At 53.4% G+C, this 19,184-nt stretch carries 21 protein-coding genes and 1 other annotated feature; of the genes, 1 reads left to right on the forward strand and 20 read right to left on the reverse strand.

Annotation, left to right across the window (positions count from 1 at the left end):
* Position 1: 1 nt before the first annotated feature.
* From DL346_RS14815 to lspA, 6 genes are all read right to left on the reverse strand, one after another.
* Entirely contained in the window at positions 2 to 1,291 is a 1,290-nt protein-coding gene (locus tag DL346_RS14815) for a dihydroorotase (protein ID WP_112882846.1), read from the reverse strand.
* Between the two features lie 31 nt (positions 1,292 to 1,322).
* Entirely contained in the window at positions 1,323 to 2,225 is a 903-nt protein-coding gene (locus tag DL346_RS14820) for an aspartate carbamoyltransferase catalytic subunit (protein WP_112882847.1), read from the reverse strand.
* A gap of 16 nt (positions 2,226 to 2,241) precedes the next feature.
* Positions 2,242 to 2,772, reverse strand: a complete 531-nt coding sequence (gene pyrR / locus DL346_RS14825) for a bifunctional pyr operon transcriptional regulator/uracil phosphoribosyltransferase PyrR (RefSeq protein ID WP_112882848.1) — start codon at positions 2,770 to 2,772, stop codon at positions 2,242 to 2,244.
* 336 nt (positions 2,773 to 3,108) lie between these two features.
* Complete coding sequence (locus tag DL346_RS14830; protein ID WP_112882849.1) at positions 3,109 to 4,344, reverse strand: LL-diaminopimelate aminotransferase; 1,236 nt, start codon at positions 4,342 to 4,344, stop codon at positions 3,109 to 3,111.
* Between the two features lie 111 nt (positions 4,345 to 4,455).
* A complete protein-coding gene (locus tag DL346_RS14835) occupies positions 4,456 to 5,364 on the reverse strand; it encodes an RluA family pseudouridine synthase (protein ID WP_240633218.1) in 909 nt (302 codons plus the stop codon).
* A gap of 7 nt (positions 5,365 to 5,371) precedes the next feature.
* The gene (gene lspA / locus DL346_RS14840; protein WP_112882851.1) at positions 5,372 to 5,896 is read right to left on the reverse strand and encodes a signal peptidase II; all 525 of its coding nucleotides are present in this window, start codon (positions 5,894 to 5,896) and stop codon (positions 5,372 to 5,374) included.
* 178 nt (positions 5,897 to 6,074) lie between these two features.
* On the opposite strand from lspA, the gene DL346_RS14845 reads away from it, so the two are divergent.
* Positions 6,075 to 6,791: a TraR/DksA C4-type zinc finger protein gene (locus DL346_RS14845; RefSeq protein ID WP_112882852.1), complete on the forward strand. Its 717-nt coding sequence runs from the start codon at positions 6,075 to 6,077 to the stop codon at positions 6,789 to 6,791.
* A 29-nt stretch (positions 6,792 to 6,820) separates the two neighbouring features.
* Here DL346_RS14845 and DL346_RS14850 read toward each other — a convergent pair whose 3' ends face one another.
* The 14 genes from DL346_RS14850 to DL346_RS14915 all read right to left on the reverse strand — a co-directional run bounded on the left by DL346_RS14850 (position 6,821) and on the right by DL346_RS14915 (position 19,171).
* Positions 6,821 to 7,105 carry a DUF5665 domain-containing protein gene (locus DL346_RS14850; protein WP_240633219.1) on the reverse strand — a complete coding sequence of 95 codons (285 nt, stop codon included), beginning with the start codon at positions 7,103 to 7,105 and terminating at the stop codon, positions 6,821 to 6,823.
* A gap of 171 nt (positions 7,106 to 7,276) precedes the next feature.
* A complete protein-coding gene (ileS, locus tag DL346_RS14855; protein ID WP_112882854.1) occupies positions 7,277 to 10,372 on the reverse strand; it encodes an isoleucine--tRNA ligase in 3,096 nt (1,031 codons plus the stop codon).
* 50 nt (positions 10,373 to 10,422) lie between these two features.
* Positions 10,423 to 10,720 (reverse strand) — a binding site (T-box leader).
* Positions 10,721 to 10,788: 68 nt separating this feature from the next.
* Positions 10,789 to 11,301, reverse strand: coding sequence for a DivIVA domain-containing protein (locus DL346_RS14860; RefSeq protein WP_112882855.1), 513 nt, complete (start codon positions 11,299 to 11,301; stop codon positions 10,789 to 10,791).
* Positions 11,302 to 11,431: 130 nt separating this feature from the next.
* Positions 11,432 to 12,214, reverse strand: coding sequence for a YlmH family RNA-binding protein (locus tag DL346_RS14865; RefSeq protein WP_112882856.1), 783 nt, complete (start codon positions 12,212 to 12,214; stop codon positions 11,432 to 11,434).
* Positions 12,214 to 12,456, reverse strand: coding sequence for a YggT family protein (locus DL346_RS14870; RefSeq protein ID WP_112883140.1), 243 nt, complete (start codon positions 12,454 to 12,456; stop codon positions 12,214 to 12,216). Before DL346_RS14870 ends, DL346_RS14865 begins: the two co-directional genes overlap by 1 nt.
* 28 nt (positions 12,457 to 12,484) lie before the next feature.
* On the reverse strand, positions 12,485 to 12,925 hold the full coding sequence (locus DL346_RS14875) for a cell division protein SepF (protein WP_112883141.1): 441 nt from the start codon (positions 12,923 to 12,925) through the stop codon (positions 12,485 to 12,487).
* A gap of 61 nt (positions 12,926 to 12,986) precedes the next feature.
* Positions 12,987 to 13,709 carry a YggS family pyridoxal phosphate-dependent enzyme gene (locus DL346_RS14880; RefSeq protein WP_112882857.1) on the reverse strand — a complete coding sequence of 241 codons (723 nt, stop codon included), beginning with the start codon at positions 13,707 to 13,709 and terminating at the stop codon, positions 12,987 to 12,989.
* 3 nt (positions 13,710 to 13,712) lie between these two features.
* On the reverse strand, positions 13,713 to 14,567 hold the full coding sequence (gene pgeF / locus DL346_RS14885) for a peptidoglycan editing factor PgeF (RefSeq protein ID WP_112883142.1): 855 nt from the start codon (positions 14,565 to 14,567) through the stop codon (positions 13,713 to 13,715).
* Between the two features lie 94 nt (positions 14,568 to 14,661).
* Positions 14,662 to 14,937, reverse strand: coding sequence for a YlmC/YmxH family sporulation protein (locus DL346_RS14890; protein ID WP_112882858.1), 276 nt, complete (start codon positions 14,935 to 14,937; stop codon positions 14,662 to 14,664).
* A 146-nt stretch (positions 14,938 to 15,083) separates the two neighbouring features.
* Positions 15,084 to 15,866 (reverse strand): RNA polymerase sporulation sigma factor SigG, encoded by a 783-nt coding sequence (gene sigG, locus DL346_RS14895; protein ID WP_090573745.1) that lies wholly within the window; start codon positions 15,864 to 15,866, stop codon positions 15,084 to 15,086.
* Between the two features lie 157 nt (positions 15,867 to 16,023).
* The gene (locus DL346_RS14900) at positions 16,024 to 17,214 is read right to left on the reverse strand and encodes a hypothetical protein (RefSeq protein WP_112882859.1); all 1,191 of its coding nucleotides are present in this window, start codon (positions 17,212 to 17,214) and stop codon (positions 16,024 to 16,026) included.
* A gap of 15 nt (positions 17,215 to 17,229) precedes the next feature.
* Entirely contained in the window at positions 17,230 to 18,072 is an 843-nt protein-coding gene (locus tag DL346_RS14905; RefSeq protein ID WP_112882860.1) for a hypothetical protein, read from the reverse strand.
* Positions 18,069 to 18,758, reverse strand: a complete 690-nt coding sequence (locus DL346_RS14910; RefSeq protein ID WP_112882861.1) for an ABC transporter ATP-binding protein — start codon at positions 18,756 to 18,758, stop codon at positions 18,069 to 18,071. The genes DL346_RS14905 and DL346_RS14910 overlap by 4 nt, the downstream gene beginning before the upstream one ends.
* A complete protein-coding gene (locus DL346_RS14915; protein WP_112882862.1) occupies positions 18,755 to 19,171 on the reverse strand; it encodes a GntR family transcriptional regulator in 417 nt (138 codons plus the stop codon). The genes DL346_RS14910 and DL346_RS14915 overlap by 4 nt, the downstream gene beginning before the upstream one ends.
* Positions 19,172 to 19,184: the final 13 nt, after the last annotated feature.

A 19,184-nucleotide genomic window follows, 5' to 3' on the forward strand; every position in this document is an offset into this window, starting at 1 on the left:
TTTACAGTTCAGACCAAACGACATTGCCGTCAACGATGGTTGCGACCGGCCAGCCAGATAGCTTCCAGCCTCCGAACGGCGTATTCTTGCTCTTCGAAGCAAAGCTCTCCGGATTGACCTCTCGTTCATTCTCCAGATCAACGATCGTCAGATCGGCCGGTGCGCCTGCTTCCAGCACGCCGCTGCGAAGTCCGAAGACGCGGGCCGGATCGGCCGTCATGCGCTGCAGCAGGAAGCCGAGCGTCCATTTGCCCGTCTTGACGAACTTCGTGTACATCAGCGGGAAGGCCGTCTCGAAGCCGACGATGCCGAATGGCGCAAGCTGCATGCCGCGCGCTTTCTCTTCGGAGCTGTGCGGCGCATGGTCGGTAACGATCATGTCGAGCGTGCCGTCTTCGATGCCCTCGATCACCGCTTGCACGTCGCGCGGAGTCCGAAGAGGCGGGTTCATTTTCCAATTGGCATCCATGCCTGGGATGTCCTCGTCCGAGAGAATCAAGTGGTGCGGGCAAACCTCCGCGGTTACCTTGATGCCGAGCTGCTTCGCCATGCGGATCAGCCGTACGGATTGCTCCGTGCTTACGTGGCAGACATGGTAGTGAACGCCCGTTGCTTCCGCCAGCAAAATATCGCGGCCGACGTGAATCGCTTCGGACTCGTTCGGAATGCCCTTAAGCCCGTTCTCCTTCGCGAATTTGCCTTCGGTTACCGCTGCCCCGACGACCAGCGAGTCATCCTCGCAGTGGGCGATGACCGGCATGCCCATCGAAGCGGCGAGGTTCATCGCATCCTTCATCATTTGCGCGTTCTGGACGCCGACGCCGTCATCGGTAAACCCGATCGCGCCCGCTTCCTTCAACGCTGCGAAGTCCGTCAGCTCGCGGCCGAGTTCGTTCTTCGTGATCGCTGCATACGGGAGCACATTGACGATGCCGGCGCTCTTCGCCTTATCCAGTATGTAGCGCACCGTTTCCGGCGTATCGATGACAGGCCGCGTGTTCGGCATGCAGGCGATCGTTGTGAAGCCGCCTTTTGCCGCAGAGCGCGTGCCGCTCGCAATATCTTCTTTATATTCAAAGCCCGGCTCGCGCAGATGGACGTGCATGTCGATAAACCCTGCGGAGACCAGCTTTCCGCTTGCGTCAATGATATCGTGGCCAGCCGTATCAGGCTCGCCGGAAGCCGCATCGGCAATCGCGGCGATCCGCCCGTTCTCGATCCGGACATGCTTGCGTGCCGTGTTACCTGTTTGTTCGTCCCAAACGAGACCGTTTAAAATCCATGTTGCCATGTTCGTTTCTCCTTTCGGCTTCCTCGCTTAATTAAGATAGTGCTCTCTCGATGACCGTCATGCGAATCGGGACGCCGTTCGACATTTGCGGGAAGATGCGCGATTGCGGGTGCTCGACGAGCGAATCGTCGATTTCCACGTCGCGGTTGATCGGCGCCGGGTGCATGATGATGGCGTGTGGGGCGATCGTTGCCGCGCGCTCTTCCGTCAAGCCGAAATGCTCGCGGTATGCCTCGGCGGAATTGATCATCCCGCTCTCGTGGCGTTCGAGCTGTACCCGAAGCATCATGATGACGTCTGCGCGAAGCGCTTCTTCCATCGACACATAAGGAGCGTCAAGCTCTGCCGCTTTCATATTATCGGGCGCGCAGAAACGGACATTCGCACCGAACTTTTGCAGCGCATATAGATTAGAGCGTGCAACCCGGCTGTGCATAATATCGCCGACGATCGATACGTTCAGCCCTTTAAGTTCGCCGAATTGCTTGCGCATCGTATAGAGATCGAGCAGCGCCTGAGTCGGATGCTCGTTGTTTCCGTCGCCGGCGTTGATTAACGGCACCTTGATCTTCTTGGCCAGCTCCGCCAGCAAGCCGATCGGCTTCAGCCGGATCACGCCTGCGTCGATGCCCATCGATTCCAAGGTACGGACCGTATCGTAGATCGATTCGCCCTTCTGTACGCTGGAGACTGCCGCGGAGAAGTTCAGCACTTCCGCGCCAAGCCGCTTCTCAGCGACCTCGAAGGAAAATCTCGTTCGCGTGCTGTTCTCGAAGAACATGTTGGCAACGAATTTTCCTTGCGCAACCGGTTCGATCTTATTCGGATTCGCTTCCCAGTAGGCGGCGCGATCCAGAATCGAGCTGATTTCTTCTTTGCTAAGTTCCTTAAGTCCAAGCAAGCTTCGCTGCCTGACCAATGTAGTGGTTGTCATTGTAAAGCCTACCCCCTTAATGGATGATCGTCACTTGGTCGTTCTCGTCCACTTCCCGGAGAAACACTTCGATTTGCTCCTGTTTAGAGGTCGGTACGTTTTTGCCTACATAATCCGGCCGGATCGGCAGCTCGCGGTGTCCGCGGTCTACCAGGACGGCCAGTTGGATCGACTGCGGCCTGCCGCAGTCCATCAAAGCGTCCATAGCGGCGCGGATCGTTCTGCCCGTGTAAAGCACGTCATCGAACAGAATGACACGTTTATTCTTGACATTTACAGCAGCTTTATTGCCAACGGCAGCGTCTGCGCTGGTTTCCCGGTCATCGCGGTACAAGGTGATGTCGAGCTCGTGCACTTCCACCGGATGTCCTTCGATTTCGTGAATCCGTTCTGCGATTCGCTGTGCGAGATAGATACCGCGCGTCCGAATGCCGACAAGCACGCAATTGTCGATGCCCTTGTTCTTTTCGACAATTTCATGGGCGATTCGAGTCAGCGCGCGGCGGATAGCCGTCTCATCCATAATGATCCGATGCTGCTCATCCATGCGCTTCTTTCGCCTCCTTGAATCCATAGCAAGATCAATTGTCACAAAAAAAACTCCTTGCAGAGTGCGCAAGGAGTTTCACCGTTTATTATACGGACCTCAGCGGTTAGACAAGCTCCGCTTGCGCACGCAGCGCCAGCGGGAAGTTGTCCTGCTATAGGTCGAATAAACGATTAACGTTACCTTGCCAGCCTCTCTGGACTGAATTAAAGGTACATATTGTTTATCAAAAGAATTATGCCACGTTCGACAAAAGCTGTCAAGGTTCTTTTGCGCATAGGCCAAAATGAAAAAACTTACCTCGCCGCTAAAGGGCGGCGAGGTAAGTTTCTGATCTTACAAGCTAAGCTTCGTGATCCGTTCAACTGCTTTTTCCGTATTTTCGCGGCTTCCGAATGCCGTCAGGCGGAAGTAGCCTTGACCGGCTTGGCCGAAACCGACACCCGGCGTGCCGACAATGTTCGCTTCGGACAACAGCTTGTCGAAGAATGCCCACGAGTCGAGGCCGTTCGGCGTTTTCAGCCAGATGTAAGGCGCGTTCACGCCGCCGAATACTTCCAGGCCGAGCGAAGCAAGACCTTCGCGGATAATGCCTGCATTCGTCATGTAGTAGTCGATGATGGACGCGATTTGCGCTTTGCCCTCCGGCGTGTAGATCGCTGCCGCACCGCGCTGTGTCACATAAGATACGCCATTGAATTTCGTCGTGTGGCGGCGGTTCCACAGGTCGTTGACAAGCACTGCGTTGCCGTCCGCATCTTTCGCTTTCAGCTCACGAGGCACGACCGTGTATGCGCAGCGCACGCCTGTGAAGCCCGCTGTCTTCGAGAAGCTGCGGAATTCGATCGCCACTTCCTTCGCGCCTTCGATCTCATAGATACTGCGCGGCACGTCCGCTTCTTGAATGAACGCTTCATAAGCCGAATCGTACAGGATGATGCAGTCGTTCGCTTTCGCGAAATCGACCCAACGCTTCAGCTCTTCCTTCGAGAGCGTCATCCCTGTCGGATTGTTCGGGTAGCACAAGTAGATCAGGTCGACTTTGCGGTCCGGCAGGCTTGGCGTGAAGTTGTTCGAAGCGTCGCATTTCAAGTAAACGATGTTCTCGTATTGGTTCGTTTCTTTATTGAACTTGCCGGAACGGCCCGCCATTACGTTCGTGTCCACGTAAACCGGGTAGACCGGGTCTTGAACCGCAATGACCGCATCCTGGCTGAAAATTTCTTGAATGTTGCCGACGTCGCATTTCGAGCCGTCGCTTACGAAAACCTCGTTCGTCGCGATATCGATGCCGCGCGCTTTGTAATCGTTATTGATGATATCGTTGATCAAGAAGTCGTAGCCTTGCTCCGGACCGTAACCGCGGAACGTACTCGGGTTCGACAGCTCGTCGACAGCGTCGTGCATCGCTTTCGTAATGGCATCCGGCAGGCCGCGCGTAACGTCGCCGATTCCAAGGCTGATGATTTGCGCATTCGGGTTGTCTTGCATAAATTTCGTACGGCGCTTTGCGATTTCGGAGAACAAGTAGCTGCCTTGAAGCAGCGTATAGTTGTGGTTGATTTGGGTCATTTCGTCATCTCACCTTTCGGATTCACATGCTTACAGTTTGCATCCATCATACCGTAACGAAAGTCGCGAACCACATAAAGAATATGGCGAAAAGTTTGCACTTTTCCACATTTACCGTTGACGCAAAATCATCAGCTCATGCTCCATGTCCGCCGGAATCGGCGCCCTGAATTCCAGATATTCGCCTGTCCGCGGATGATCGAAGCCGAGTACGGCTGCGTGCAATGCCTGCCCCTTCAACCCGATTGTCTTGTTCCGGCCGTAAACAGGATCCCCGGCCAGCGGATGTCCGATGTATTTCATATGTACGCGGATTTGATGCGTGCGGCCCGTCTCCAGCTGCAGCTCCAGCAGCGTGAAATCGCCTAGCCGTTCGACCACTTGAAAGTGAGTGACGGCTTCCTTGCTGCCCCTATGAATAACCGTAAACAGCTTGCGGTCCTGCGGATCGCGTCCGATCGGCGCATCCACGGTTCCATGCTCATGCGGCATCGTGCCATGCACGAGCGCAAGGTACTTGCGGGTTACCGTATGCGCCTTTAGCTGTGCCGCAAGAGAGGCATGTGCCAAATCGTTCTTTGCAGCCATGATCAGTCCGGACGTATCTTTATCGATCCGGTGCACGATGCCCGGTCGAAGAACGCCGTTAATGCCGGATAAGTCCTTGCAGTGGTACATCAACGCATTAACGACGGTCCCGGAGTAATGGCCCGGCGCCGGATGAACGACCATCCCCCGCGGCTTGTTGATCACGATGACGTCGCTGTCTTCATACACAACGTCAAGCGGGATATTTTGCGGCTCGATGACCGCTTCTTCCGGCTCAGGAATAATAACCGTGACCACGTCGGCCACGGCTAGTTTATAGTTCGATTTGACTTGGCGCCCGTTAACGAGCACCGCGCCTCCCTTAATCCACTCCTGTACCATCGTACGGGAGACGGTGCCTTCTTCTATGCTTTCGGTCACGTATTTATCCAGCCGTTCGCCGGCATCCGCGTCGCCCGCTGTGAAGCTCATCGCTTCATCATTGTATAAACTGGTGTCCTGACTGTCCGTTTGGTTCTTCTTCTCGTTCATTTGAATCTCCGTTCTCATTCTTCGAAGTGAGGATCGCATCCAGCAAAATCATCCCTACGCCGATGCAAATACCCGTGTCGGCAATGTTAAAGATCGGGAATACGTAGCTGCCGAACGTAAATTGCAGAAAATCGACGACCTCGCCATAAAGCGCACGCTCCAGGAAATTGCCGAGCGCGCCTCCAAGCACTAGGCCCAGTCCTCCAAGCAGCAGCTTCCTGCCCGTATCATGGTTCTTGGTCATATACCACACGATACCCCCGACTACGACTAACGTAATCAGGATAAACAATATACGCTGCTCCTGCAAAATGCCGAATGCGGCGCCTTTGTTCCGGATGGAAGTCAAAATAAAGAAATCCCCGAGCACATGCTTTGTTTCACCGATCGTCAGGCTGTTTTCAACCCATTTTTTCGTCACATAGTCAATTACGAATACCAAGACTGCCAGCCAATAGTAATAATATTTCATCGCATATGCCCCCTTGTCCACAACATTGTAGCATAGGAATGTACGTACAGACTAGGCTAATTTGCGATCATCATTGCCAGTTTATCCATGAATGCCCGTCTCTAAAACGGCGTCCGATTAGAGAAACTAACGACAGAAAAGCAGTCATCATGCCATACAGGAAGAGAGGGCTCTCATCATGACGAACCTGACCAATTCCCAGCTCCGCGACCTTCGCAGCCAGCTTGTCGTGGAGAAAGCCGCGATCGAGCAGCGGCTTGCCAGCAGCGAGCACTACGGCTTCTCGTCCTCGCTCAAGGATGAGTCCGGCGATCTGTCGTCTTACGACAACCATCCCGCGGACGCGGCTACCGAAACGTACGAACGCGGCAAGGATCTTGCGCTGCACGAGCAAGAAGAGCTGCATCTTAGCCGGATCGAAGCCGCGCTGTCGGCCATCGACGACGGAATCTACGGCAAATGCCGTACTTGCGGCAATTCGATCCCGTTCGAACGGCTGCAGGCATTGCCCGATACTCTTTACTGCACCGCGCATTCGCCAAGACAGGATATATCTGAACGCCGTCCCGTTGAAGAGGAATATCTGTACCCAGGCTTCGGCCGTACAAGCATGGATGATCACGAGGACGGCTACAACGGCTTTGACGGCGAGGATGCATGGCAAATCGTCGAAAGCTGGGGCACCTCCGAATCGCCGGCCACTTCCGAGAATGCAAATGTCCGCAACTACGACGAAATCGGCATCGAAGCGGACGAAGCCGATGGCTATGTGGAGCCGCTCGAAAGCTTCTTGGCGACGGATATTACGGGCAAGCATGTAAGTGTAGTGCGCAATCAGCAATATTATGATTACATGGACCATGAAGAAGGCGATCATATGCTGGAAAAAGAGTAACGAAGGCCTAGCTTTCGGCTTTCTTTCGATTAATAGGCCTTCCCTTCCAGCTGATGCTGCACGATACGGACGATATCCGCTATGTAGTCGCCGATGATCGGCAAGTTAAGCGCGCCGAGCAACTGCAGCACATATAGAATCGTGGCGGCGAAGAAGGTAAATCCGATCGCAATGCCGACGCCTCTCGCCGTACCGCCCAATAAGTTGCGCCACATCAACGAATATGGACGGTTCAGCAGAAGCACATAGTCGGCAATTTGCGAACGCTCCATCTCGCTGACTACCTTCTGCAGCCGTTTTTCCAGCGCGTCCATGGCATGCCTGACACCGACTAGATCTTTATTCTCTTCCGTCATGTCGTGATATTCCCTCCTAGCGCTCCCAAACAGATATGAACGACGCCCATGAAGCGTTCGGAACAAGCGGCAAAAAGCCGCTCGCCGACGTCTCCATGGGCGTTCGTGTTGTTTGCTGCTATGAGGTTACTATACCCTGACGATGTTAATTCCAATCTCTTTATCGCCAAGCGAAACGCGTTCCATATCCGGCTGGCTCGCATACTCCACGCTGCGAAGCAGCACGCTTTCGAAGAGCACCGATTCGAACGCCTGCAGCGCCGCGAGCAGCTCTGCGTCTGCGTCGAGCACCAGATGCACGCGCATTTCGATCGGCAGATCCAGCTTCTTGCGCGTATCCTGCACCGCGCGGATCACTTCGCGGACCAAACCTTCCTGCTCCAGCTCAGGCGTGATATCGGTGTTGATCGCCACCGTCAGGTTATAACCGGACGCCGACGCAAAACCCGACTTCGCCTGCTTCTCCACCAGAAGCTCATCCAGCGCGATTTCCAACGCTTCGCCTTCCGCCGATGTGAAAGATACCGCGCCGGCCTTCATGATCTCGCTCGTTTGCTCCGGCGTCAGCGACTTCAGGTAGCCTTGGATCGGTCCGACATGCTTGCCGTACTTCTTGCCCGCTGCTTTAAGGTTCAGCTTGAACGCAAAATCAACAAAGCCGGTATCGCCGCTTGCGATCGTAATGGATTTCACGTTGATTTCATCCTTGATGATCGCTTCGTACGGCGTCAGATCAAATTCATTGTCCAGCGCCACGATCAGCTCGGACAGCGGCTGGCGCGTCTTGATGCCGGTTTCGTTGCGGACGTTGCGGGCCAGCTCGACGATTTGTCTGGCTGTTTCCATGTCCCGCTCCAGCGTTTCGTCGATCGCCGCTTCATCTGCCTTAGGATAGTCGGCAAGATGGACGCTGCTGCCATCGTCAAGATTCGTGTACACATCTTCGGCGACGAGCGGCGCGAACGGCGCAATCAGACGCGAAACGGTCAGCAATACGTTACGGAGCGTGCCGTAAGCGTCGAGCTTGTCGTCCGTCAGCCCGCTTCCCCAGAAACGGTCACGGGAACGCCGGATGTACCAGTTGCTCATCTCGTCTACGAAGGTCTCGATGCTTTTCGCGGCATTGAGGAAGTCGTACACAGCCAAGCTTTTGTTCACTTGCGCCGTCAAGCTGTTCAAGCGGGATACGATCCAGCGGTCCAGCTTGTTGCCGGATACGCGCGCCGGCTGAGCGGACGGATCATAGCCGTCGATCGAAGCATACAACGCGAAGAACGCATGCGTGTTGACGATCGTATCGATGACCTTCGATTTCGCTTCGCCTACGATCCCGCGCGAGAAGCGCTTGCTGTTCCACGGCGCGCTGTCGGCGAGCAAAGCCCAGCGGAAGGCGTCCGTTCCGTACTCATTGATGATTTCCCAAGGGTCGATGACGTTGCCTTTCGACTTGGACATCTTCTGGCCGTTTTCGTCCAGAATATGGCCGGTGGAAATAACGGCTTTATACGGCGCTTTGCCGTTGTACAGCGTGGATACGGCGAGCAAGCTGAAGAACCAGCCGCGCGTTTGGTCGATCCCTTCGCAGATGATGTCCGCCGGATATTGCTCCGCAAACACGTCTTGATTTTCGAACGGCTGATGGTACTGCGCGAACGGCATGGAGCCGCTGTCGAACCAAACGTCCACCACCTCGGAGGTACGAGTCATGACGCCGCCTTCGCAATGCGGGCAGTGCAGCTTAACTTCGTCTACATAAGGCTTGTGAAGCTCGATATCCTCAGAGATCGGCGTCGTGGAACGCTTCACCAGCTCCGCCCGGCTGCCCGGCGAATGCTGACCGCCGCAGCTGTCGCAAATCCAGACGTTGAGCGGCGTTCCCCAGTAGCGGTTCCGGCTGATGTTCCAGTCGACCAAGTCTTCCAGGAACTTGCCGAATCGGCCTTCGCGAATGTGGGACGGATACCATTCCACGCCCGCGTTGTTCGCGATCAGCTGATCTTTCACGGCAGTCGTTTCGATGAACCAGCTGTCTGTCGCATAGTAAATGAGAGGCGTTTTGCAGCGCCAGCAGAACGGATAGCTGTGTTCGTAGCGCTCTTTGGAGAACAGCAAGCCGCGCTCGCTGAGCATTTTAACGATGTCGACGTCGCATTCCTTCACAAAGCGACCCGCCAAATCCGTCACGACGTCTACATAGCGGCCAGCGCTGTCAACGACGTTCAGGAAGCTGACGCCATTCGCGCGCGCGACCTTGTAGTCGTCATCGCCGTGCGCCGGCGCGATGTGAACGATACCCGTACCGCTCGTATCGCTGACAAACTCGCCCGGAATGATGAAGTGGCCATTCTCCACTTGCGCGTATTTGAACGGCGGCTCGTATTTCTTGCCCAGCAGCTCTGCGCCTTTGACGGTCGATTGAACGGCGTACTCGCCTTTCATGACGCTTTCGACAAGCGCTTCAGCCACGAAGAACACTTGGCCGTCTTTCAATACGCGGGCATACGTCAAGTTCGGATTAACGGCTAGCGCAACGTTGGCCGGAAGCGTCCAAGGCGTTGTCGTCCACGCCAATACGAACTCATCCGAGTCTGCGAGCTTAAATTTCACCGTAGCGCTAAGGTCCTTCACGTCCTCATAGCCTTGAGCAACCTCGTGCGAGCTTAGCGTCGTTTGGCAGCAAGGGCAGTATGGGCTTACGCGGTGGCCGCGGTACAACAGTCCTTTGCCGTGAATGGTCGATAAAATATGCCATACGCTCTCAATGTAGTTATTGTCGAGCGTAATATAGGGATCATCCATATTCGTCCAATAGCCGATCGCTTCCGTCAGCTCGCGCCATTGCCGCTCATATTCGAACACGCTGTTTTTGCATTTCTTAATAAACGCTTCAACGCCGTAGTTCTCGATTTCTTGCTTCCCGGAGATGCCCAGCTGTTTCTCCACGCCAAGCTCAACAGGCAAACCGTGCGTGTCCCATCCTGCTTTGCGCACGACGCGGTAGCCGTCCATCGTCTTGTACCGGCAAATAAAGTCCTTGATGACACGACCCAGAACGTGGCCGATATGCGGCGCGCCATTCGCGGTCGGCGGCCCTTCGTAGAAGACGAAGTTCGGCTTGCCTTCCCGGCTCGTAATCGACTGCTTGAACGTTTCTTCCTCTCTCCATTTGGCCAGAACCCGCTGATCCCGGCTTCTCGCTTTCTCTTTGACATCGACGCGTTGCATACGATCAAACCCCTTTCATTCTCGCAAAAAATAAAAAAGCCCCGTCCCCAAAAAGGGACGAGACTATATCTCGCGTTACCACCCTTGTTCCAATCCAGCCCCTATCCCCGGCTTCAAATGAGAAAACCAAGGAAGCGCCGCTGTGCTTGGCACCTTCGTCACGGATGCATGCATCCGAGTTCCATGTAACGGTGGACGTCCGGCGTCGCTTACTTCTTATGGCGTCCATAAGGTTCGGCAGCGCTTCTCAGAGAGGATCTTCCGCATCTGTTCACACACCGGCTTTCAGCATGTACCGGCTCTCTGGGGAGTTTACAGAAACGTACTCGTTCTCGTCAACGAACTCATCATATAGATTGATTATTACCATTTATACGCCATTCCAAAACAATTGTCAAACATTACGTAAAAAATATTTAAATGCCGCGCGCCAGCTCAGTAGTCATGCTTACTTGCCTTTCAGGCCCATGGCTATCCAGCGTATCCCAGCTCTCATGGCTGAGCAGTTCCAGCTGAGCTTCTACGAGCGTCCGGAATCTTGCGCGGTAGATCGAGGCTTGCTTGCGGAGCTCTTCCACTTCAAGCGCGATTTTGCGGGATTTGCTTAGCGACTCGTTAATGATACGATCCGCGTTCTTCTCCGCTTCCTTTACGATCAGCTGCGCTTCCTTCTTCGCATTGTTTCTTACTTCGTCCGCTGCTTCCTGCGCGACGATGATCGTCTTGCTTAGCGTTTCTTCAATATTGGCAAAATGATTCAGCTTCTCTTGCAGCGCAAGTGCCTGGTTCTGAATTTCTTTGTTTTCGCGAATGAGCGCCTCATAGTCTTTAATGACTTGATCAAGAAATTCATTCACCTCATCTTCATCATATCCGCGAAGACGTCTGCCAAATTCCTTGTTATGTATGTCCAATGGCGTTAGCGGCATTGGCGCACCTCCTGATTGTGATCGAAGGGGATCGGCTGATGGGCATCCCCGAATGGGATAAGCGCCTGCAGCATTATCCTTCCTGAGTTACTGTCTATTTCGACAGATAGAGCCATATTCCTGCAAACGATTAGATAAATTTGCCGACTTTGACCCGAAGTCTGCCTTTTTTCGTAACACCCTCAACAAGAAGCACTTTAAAACGGCCAAGCCCCTGCATGGAAACTACGTCGCCAGCCTTAAGCTGAGCGGATGGATCCTCTTCTACTTTCCAATTAACCCGGCACCGTCCGGCTCTAATCGGATCCACGATCTTGGATCGGCTGATCCGGTGTACATCGCTTGCGATGCCATCCAGACGCAAAGAAGCCACCGATAAGCTCATCTCCTCCATGGCTTGAGCTGCGGGACGCAGCTGCTGCAGCGGGAGGATGTCCGTGAGGACATGAACGCGGTGGACTTGCCGCAACTGAATATTGATATAATCGGCTATTTCTTCGACGACGAGGCAGTGGCAGCCGTCTTCATGGACATGAAGATCGCCGATCCGGTCCCGTTTGATGCCAAGGCCGAGCAATGCTCCCAAATAATCGCCGTGATCGAGTTCCAAATGGCCTTGCGTGCCGCCGGTGACCGCAATGACTGCGATCCCCTCCGGCTCGTTCTCCGGGTCGCGGTAATCCGGCGTGATGATCGCCCGTTTCCGCTCCGCGCCTGCATAGCCGCCTGTCAAACGTAACGCGACATCCGGCCGGCGGTTTACAAGCGACGTCACGATCTCGGCCTGCCTTGGATCAAGAAAGTCCGTTACCTTCACTTCATGGCCGAAAGCGGCGCGTTCGACCCATTCCGATGCGCGGTCCACAAAGGGACGCTCATCCGGATGAAAATGGACGTAAATATCGTTCTTCATTAGACGAACATTTCGATGACCGAAATCAGTCCGAGTGCCACGAAGCGAAGAGCAAACAAGGCAACGATCGGGGAGATGTCGATTACACCGCCGATGGATGGAATAAATCTGCGGAACGGAGCCAAATACGGTTCAACCAGCTTGCCCAGCAGTTCGCCGATGAAGCTTTCGCGCAGGCTCGGCAGCCAGGATAGCAGCACGTAAGCGATAATCATGTACGTATAGATTTGAGACAAGGTCATTATTAGATCTGCCACGTTCAATTCAAGGTCACCTCATTTTTTTGTAGTCTGTCTCGTCTGTCAGCATTTCTGTAATTGCGCCTTGAATTTCAACCGAATCCGGGGTGCAGAGAAAAATATTTGGACCCAGCTTCGAGATTCCGCCGTTCAGCGCATAGATCGTGCCGCTGAGAAAATCAACGATTCTCACGGCCTGATCGGAGCGGACACGCTGCAAATTAACGACGACCGAACGGCGCGAGCGAAGATGATCCGCAATATCCTGCGCTTCCTCGTAGGAACGCGGCTCGTTCAGAATGACGCGCACATTCTTCTGAGAATGAATGCTGACGATATTATTACCTTTAGATTGTTTACGCTGCTCGAATGGAGAAGTTTCAACTTCTTGCTCTTCATGCTGATCGACACGTTCGCGTTCTACGACTTCCTCTTCCTCTTGCAGCCCTAGAAAATTCATAAACTTATTCATCATGCCGCTCGCCTTCTTTCCTGCTTATTTAGCTTTCCTTTCGCTGCCGCTATGCTTAAGACTAGCTGTGGCCGACCAGCACCGAGCCGAGTCTTAGCCAAGTTGCGCCTTCCTCGACGGCAACCTCGAAATCACCCGACATGCCCATCGAAAGGCCTTTTACTTGCTGCCGGAGTACCGCAGTGCGGTTCAGCTCGTCGCGAAGCTCTCTTAGTCCGCGAAAGAATGGCCGGGACTGCTCGGCATCGCCGTCCAGCGGTGCCATCGTCATAAGCCCGACCGGCTCGATATGCGGAAAGTCCGCGAGCTGCTTCGCAAACGAAATCAGCTCCTCGGACCGAAGCCCGTGCTTGCTTTCTTCCCCCGAAACGTTGACTTGAATAAAGCATGGCACTTTGATCTCAAGCTGCTCGGCTCTGCGTTGAATAGCTTGTGCCAATGACAGCCTGTCCAATGAATGGATGTATGTAAATTTCCCGATGACTTCTTTAACCTTGTTCGTTTGCAGCGATCCGATGAAATGCCATACGGCTTGTCCGGCAGGCGCGTTCTCCCTGCTCTCGTCCCACTTGCTGCCTGAAATGGCGTTCCACTTCGCCGCCGCGTCCTGCCAGCGGTTCTCGCCCATGTGGACGAGCCCCTGACGGAGCACCGCTTGCGTCTCAGGCACGCCAACGTACTTCGTTACTGCGATCAATTCGATTTCGGAACGAAGCCGGCCGCTTCTAGCGCAGGCCTCCTCCAGCCTTCGTTCCACTTCACTAATGCGCTGCGATAATGTCACGCCTTACTTGTCTCCTTCTTTCATGCCAATCCAGCTTACCATCCTGCCCGTCGCTCCGCCTTCCATCCGGTGAGAAAAGAAGAGGTTCGTCGAACAGCCGGTACACCACTCTGAACATTCGATATGGCTCGGCAAAATTCCTGCCTTTATCATAATCTGTCGGTTCAATTCTTTCAAGTTGATCCTGGCTTTTCCTTCCTCCGTCGGCTCGATGATCGAGGCCGGATCCAGCTTCATTGCGGCGATAAGCGGCCTAACGCGGTTAAGCACGACATCGTTCACCTCATAACAGCACATTCCGATCGAAGGCCCGATCCCCGCTTGGATCGTCGCCGGGTCGCATCCGAATTCGTCAGCCATCCGTTCCACCGTCAATCGCGCAATTTCGAGCACGGTGCCCTTCCAGCCTGCATGGGCCAAGGCTGCGACCTCGCGCGCCGGATCGTAGAAGTACAATGGAACGCAATCGGCATAGAAGGAGGTAAGGAGCACGTTCTTCTCGATTGTTACGAGCGCGTCGGCATCGGCAATCGACGACGCACGGCTTTCCCTGCCTTTGCCCCGGTCTTCCGCTTTCACGATGTGCACATGATTGCCGTGTACCTGTTCCGCGCATGTCCAGGCCTCGAACGGCCAACCAAGCGCATCGGTCAGCAGGCTGCGGTTGCGCACGACATCCTCGTGCACGTCCCCCACGTGCAACCCGCAATTGAGCGATTGCCACGGCATCCCGCTGCCGCCGCCTTCGCGCCCGGAAAAACCTGCCGTCACGCCATTAAACTTATTTGCCCACAATAAAAAAAGCGAAGGACTCTTCGCTGCATCAGCATGTTTATCCCCTTGCACAAACGGTTCCATTTTCCCCATTCACCTCAAATCACAGTGTACCACGCAGGGCAGCCTCCTTGCGAGCGAGAGATCGACCGCCCGCAAGGCCAAGCTGCATGCCGCCTCAGCGAACCTGTACATCTTCCTCTTCGGTCCGGTACACCTTCGCATCGTCTATACGAACGAGCACGACATCCGTTCCGATTTTCACAATATTCCGCCATGGGATCACGACATCCGTTCCGCTGCCAAACAAGCCGAAAAATCTCGAGTAATTCGGCACAACGATAGAATCGATGCGCCCTTGCCGCAAATCGAGCTCCAGGTCGCTGACCTGCCCCAGCTTGCGGCCGTCGACGATATTGATAACATCCTTCGTCTGAAAATCCGAAATTTTCATCGATCGTTCACCACGCTTCCGATTAGAGCTGCTCGTGTCCTTATTAACACTATATGTGCCAATTGGGCAAAATGTCCTGCTTGGCAGTAAAAGCTCGCTCTCTCACGCAAAAAAACGGCGCTAGGCGCCGTTTCGAATCGACTTTATTAAGTTTTGACGTGCTTTTGCATCTGCTGGATCGCGGATTTCTCGAGACGGGACACCTGTGCTTGCGAGATGCCGATTTCGTCGGCGACCTCCATTTGCGTTTTCCCTTCGAAGAAGCGCATAGACAGAATCATTTTTTCGCGTTCGTTTAATTTATGCATCGCTTCTCGAAGAGCGATCTCCTCGATCCACGATACGTCCTTGTTTTTGTCATCGCTGATTTGGTCCATGACATAGATGGGATCGCCCCCATCGTGATAAATCGGTTCGAACAATGATACCGGGTCTTGAATGGCATCGAGCGCAAAAACGACATCCTCCTTCGGAACGTTCAGCGCTTCGGAAATTTCAAAAATCGTCGGCTCCCTTGAGTTTTTGTTTGTTAAGCTATCGCGGACCTGAAGCGCCTTATACGCGATATCCCGCAGGCTGCGCGATACGCGAATGGGGTTGTTGTCCCTTAAGTAACGGCGGATTTCACCGATAATCATCGGAACCGCATAGGTCGAAAACTTAACATTCTGACTGAGATCGAAATTGTCGATTGCTTTCATGAGGCCGATGCAGCCGACTTGGAAGAGATCGTCGACGAATTCCCCGCGGTTGTTAAACCGTTGAATCACACTAAGCACTAGCCTCAAGTTGCCATTGACTAATTTCTCTCTTGCTGCCCACTCATTCTGCGTCTGCAATGCGGTAAACAGCTCTCGCATCTCGGCATTCGTAAGGACGGGCAGTTTCGCGGTATCCACTCCACAAATCTCGACTTTGTTTCGGGTCAACGTGATTACCTCCCAAGGAGAAACATTAATGTTCAGTATCTCCTTGCCCCCCCAATTTATTCCCTCCGAAACAAGAAGAAAGTCTTTCCCAAAGCAGTCCTGCGATGTAAACGCAAACAAGCCCCCTGCTTCATGCCGAGGGCTTGCGCGATCCTTTTTATTTCTTGACATACAGATTGAAAATGGCCAGGTTGGTCAAAAGCTTTGTGCGGTCCTCTCCTTGCTCGTTAATGTCGATTTTGCCGGTGTAGACGACTTTCCCTTGCTTCAAATCGGCGATGACCACCTTGGCCGAATCGCCTTCTTTGGAAAGCACGTACAATCGGTCGCCGGAGACCATAGAGCTCGAAACCGACGGAACTGCAATATCGAACGATTTGACTTCGCGCGTCTTCAGGTCGTAGTTCGTTACTCGGGCCGATGTCCCTTGTTGCGCGGTCCAAATGATCGCATCCGCAGTGACGCCCACCCATTCGCCGGAACCGTTCGACTCGAATGAGGAAACGGCCGTCGTTTGTCCGGTCCTCCAATTTAACGTAAACAGCTCCGACTTCGAGGTTTCCGTCATTTCATTGCCGTCTTTGTCCTTCACAAGCTTTTCCGTCTGCTTCCTATATACGAGCACATCGTTAGGCGCTTTACTTGGCATGGAGCTTTCCAGGCTATAAGTTACCATTTCGCCATTATCCTGCTTCGTATCGGCGAACAGGACTTCATCCTTGGAGATGCTCTTCGCGTTCAGGTCAACCGTATACTTATGAATCTCCAGGTTGCCGGCAATCCGTTCTTCATTGTCGTTCTTTTTGTAATTGGTAGAGAAGATGTATAGCAATTGCCCATCTAATTGGACGTCTATGACATAAGCATAGTTGTATTGCTCATGGTTAGGCACCGCGGCCGTGAAGCTTTGCTCCGACTTCGTTTTCAGGTCTAGCGTGGAAACGTCAAGCTTCGATTGCCGGTCTACGTAACCCGAATTAAAGGAAGCATAGGCGAGCGTTTTTTCGTCCTCATAGATCGAATTGGTACTTCGTTTCGCGCGCATGAAGCCGCGGTGTTCTTTAAAGAGCTGAACCATTTCCTGATTGTAGCTGTATCTCTTAGAGATCGAAAATTGCTCGAAATAAGACTCCTCTTGCTCATACTCGCTGCCTTTCGAGCTAACGTCCAGCGAACCGTAGCCCTTGATCGTTCCTTCCAGTACAAGCGATTTGGCCTCGTTGTCGTCACCCGAAACGGTCAGCAGCTTGAAGTCCGGATAGCTCCGCGAAGCCGCCGTCACGTAATAGGTGCCGATGCTCCCCAGAATGAAGACGACCAGCAGGATAGAAAACCAATAGCGTTTCATTGTGTCGTGTACCTCCTATACCGATAACTTCTTATTCATTAAGAAGAAGCTGATTGCTAGCGACATCATGCCGATCAAAATGGCGATCGTTAATTCGATGATAAAAATTTCGTTCGGGTACAAGTAATCGTTCATATCTCGATTCATGATGAGCATCGGGGCAATCATGAGCAGAACCGCAGCGCCGACGTAAATGACGCCTGCAGCGATGCCTTTCAGACGGTAGCTGCGTTCAAGCAGGATCGCGGTAAACATAACGATGACAAAGAGGGCGCCGCCGCCATAGTACATCACGAATTCAGTAAAGGTGCGAGGAACGAGAATTTGCAGAAAAGCATGATTCTGGATAATCGATGTCACCGATTCGGTGCTTCCTCTCAATGCCTGGTCGATGACCGACGTAAACAAGGCGGATTCCAGCGGCAAAATGAGCAGCTGGAAGGCCACTAAGCCGATAACGAACAGCAGAATGGCACTCAGCTTGGCCACATACAAATGGCGTCTTTCCGTTGGCAGCATCAGCAGCCGATAAATAAACATGTTCTTGCCCATCCATTCCCTGTACCAAATCAGAAATACGTAAAGCCCCATTCCGCCGATGCAAAGCGCGATCGGAGCTAAGAAGTACAACTGGGCTTCGCTCAAGATATCCGAAAAGGTTACGACGCCGTGCTCCTCGGCATACTGGGCGTACGTTGAAGCAGCCGGTCCCATTTTATCCTTCACGGTCTGCATGTAACGATTGCATACGTACAGAATACCGCCGCCTTGCATGAGCAGCGTCATGGCAAACAGCGTGATATATAGCTTCCAAAAGCGGGAAACCTCCATATGAAGCAGCTTCCAAAAACGATTCATCCGATGTACACCTCTCTCATAACGTCCATAACCGACTTGCCCTCTTGCATGCGCATGTCCTCGCAATTGAATTGACTCTTAACGAACCCGTTGTCGAGCAGCACGACTTCGTCGATCAAATGCTCGATATCGTTAATTTCATGCGTCGTAATGATAACGCCTCTGTCTTCCACAAGCTTGCTCGTAAATACTTCCGTGATCTGCTCCCTGCTGAACGCGTCGATACCCGAGAAAGGTTCGTCCATCAGCACGTACTCCACATCGAGTGACAGTCCGTGCAGCAGGTTCAGCTTGGCCGTGTTTCCTTTGGAGAGCTCGGATATCCGGTCGGACCGCTTGAGCTTGAAGAAAGTCAGCATCTCTTCCGCTCGCGCCTCGTTCCAGCTGGCGTAGAAATCCTTCATGAACTGCATGCTAGCTCCTACCGTCATATTGGGAGGCATCGAAATATGGTCAGGAATGTAAGCGACATGCTCGTAAATATGCTTGCCGACCGGCATGCCGTCAATGAGAATGCTGCCGCCGTCGATCGGCGTAAGTCCCATGATCGCTTTCAGCACGGTGGATTTACCTACGCCGTTGATGCCGATCAGGCACGTAATATTTCCTTTTTGAGCCGTGAATGATACATCTTGAAGCACTTTTTTGCGTCCGTATTTTTTCCGGACCGATTTAAACTCGATCATGCCTGCTCCTCCTCTGCCGCTTGCTTATAGCTTCTTTCTACCTTGCTCTTTACGATGGCGAGCAGCTCGTCGACGGGTACTTGAATCTTGGCTATAGATTGGACAAATGCCTCGACGGCATCTGTGATGAGCTCGCTGCGAATTAAGCTTAATACCTGTTCGTCCGTTGTTATCCGGCTCGGGGAATTGCCCTCCGTCACGATCAATCCCTGTTCCTCCATTTCTTTGTAAGCCTTCTGTGCCGTATTCGGGTTGATTTTCAGCTTACCTGCTATTTCGCGGCGCGACGGGATGACCTGCCCTTTCTGCAGGCGCCCCGTAACGATCTCTTCCTTAAAATGCCTGACTACCTGGAGGTAGACAGGGTCGCGGCTATTGAACTTCAATTCCGCGCTGTCTTCGCCTGCATGCATACGCTCCAACTCC

Source organism: Paenibacillus montanisoli (assembly GCF_003268025.1).
Lineage (GTDB): Bacteria > Bacillota > Bacilli > Paenibacillales > Paenibacillaceae > Paenibacillus_Z > Paenibacillus_Z montanisoli.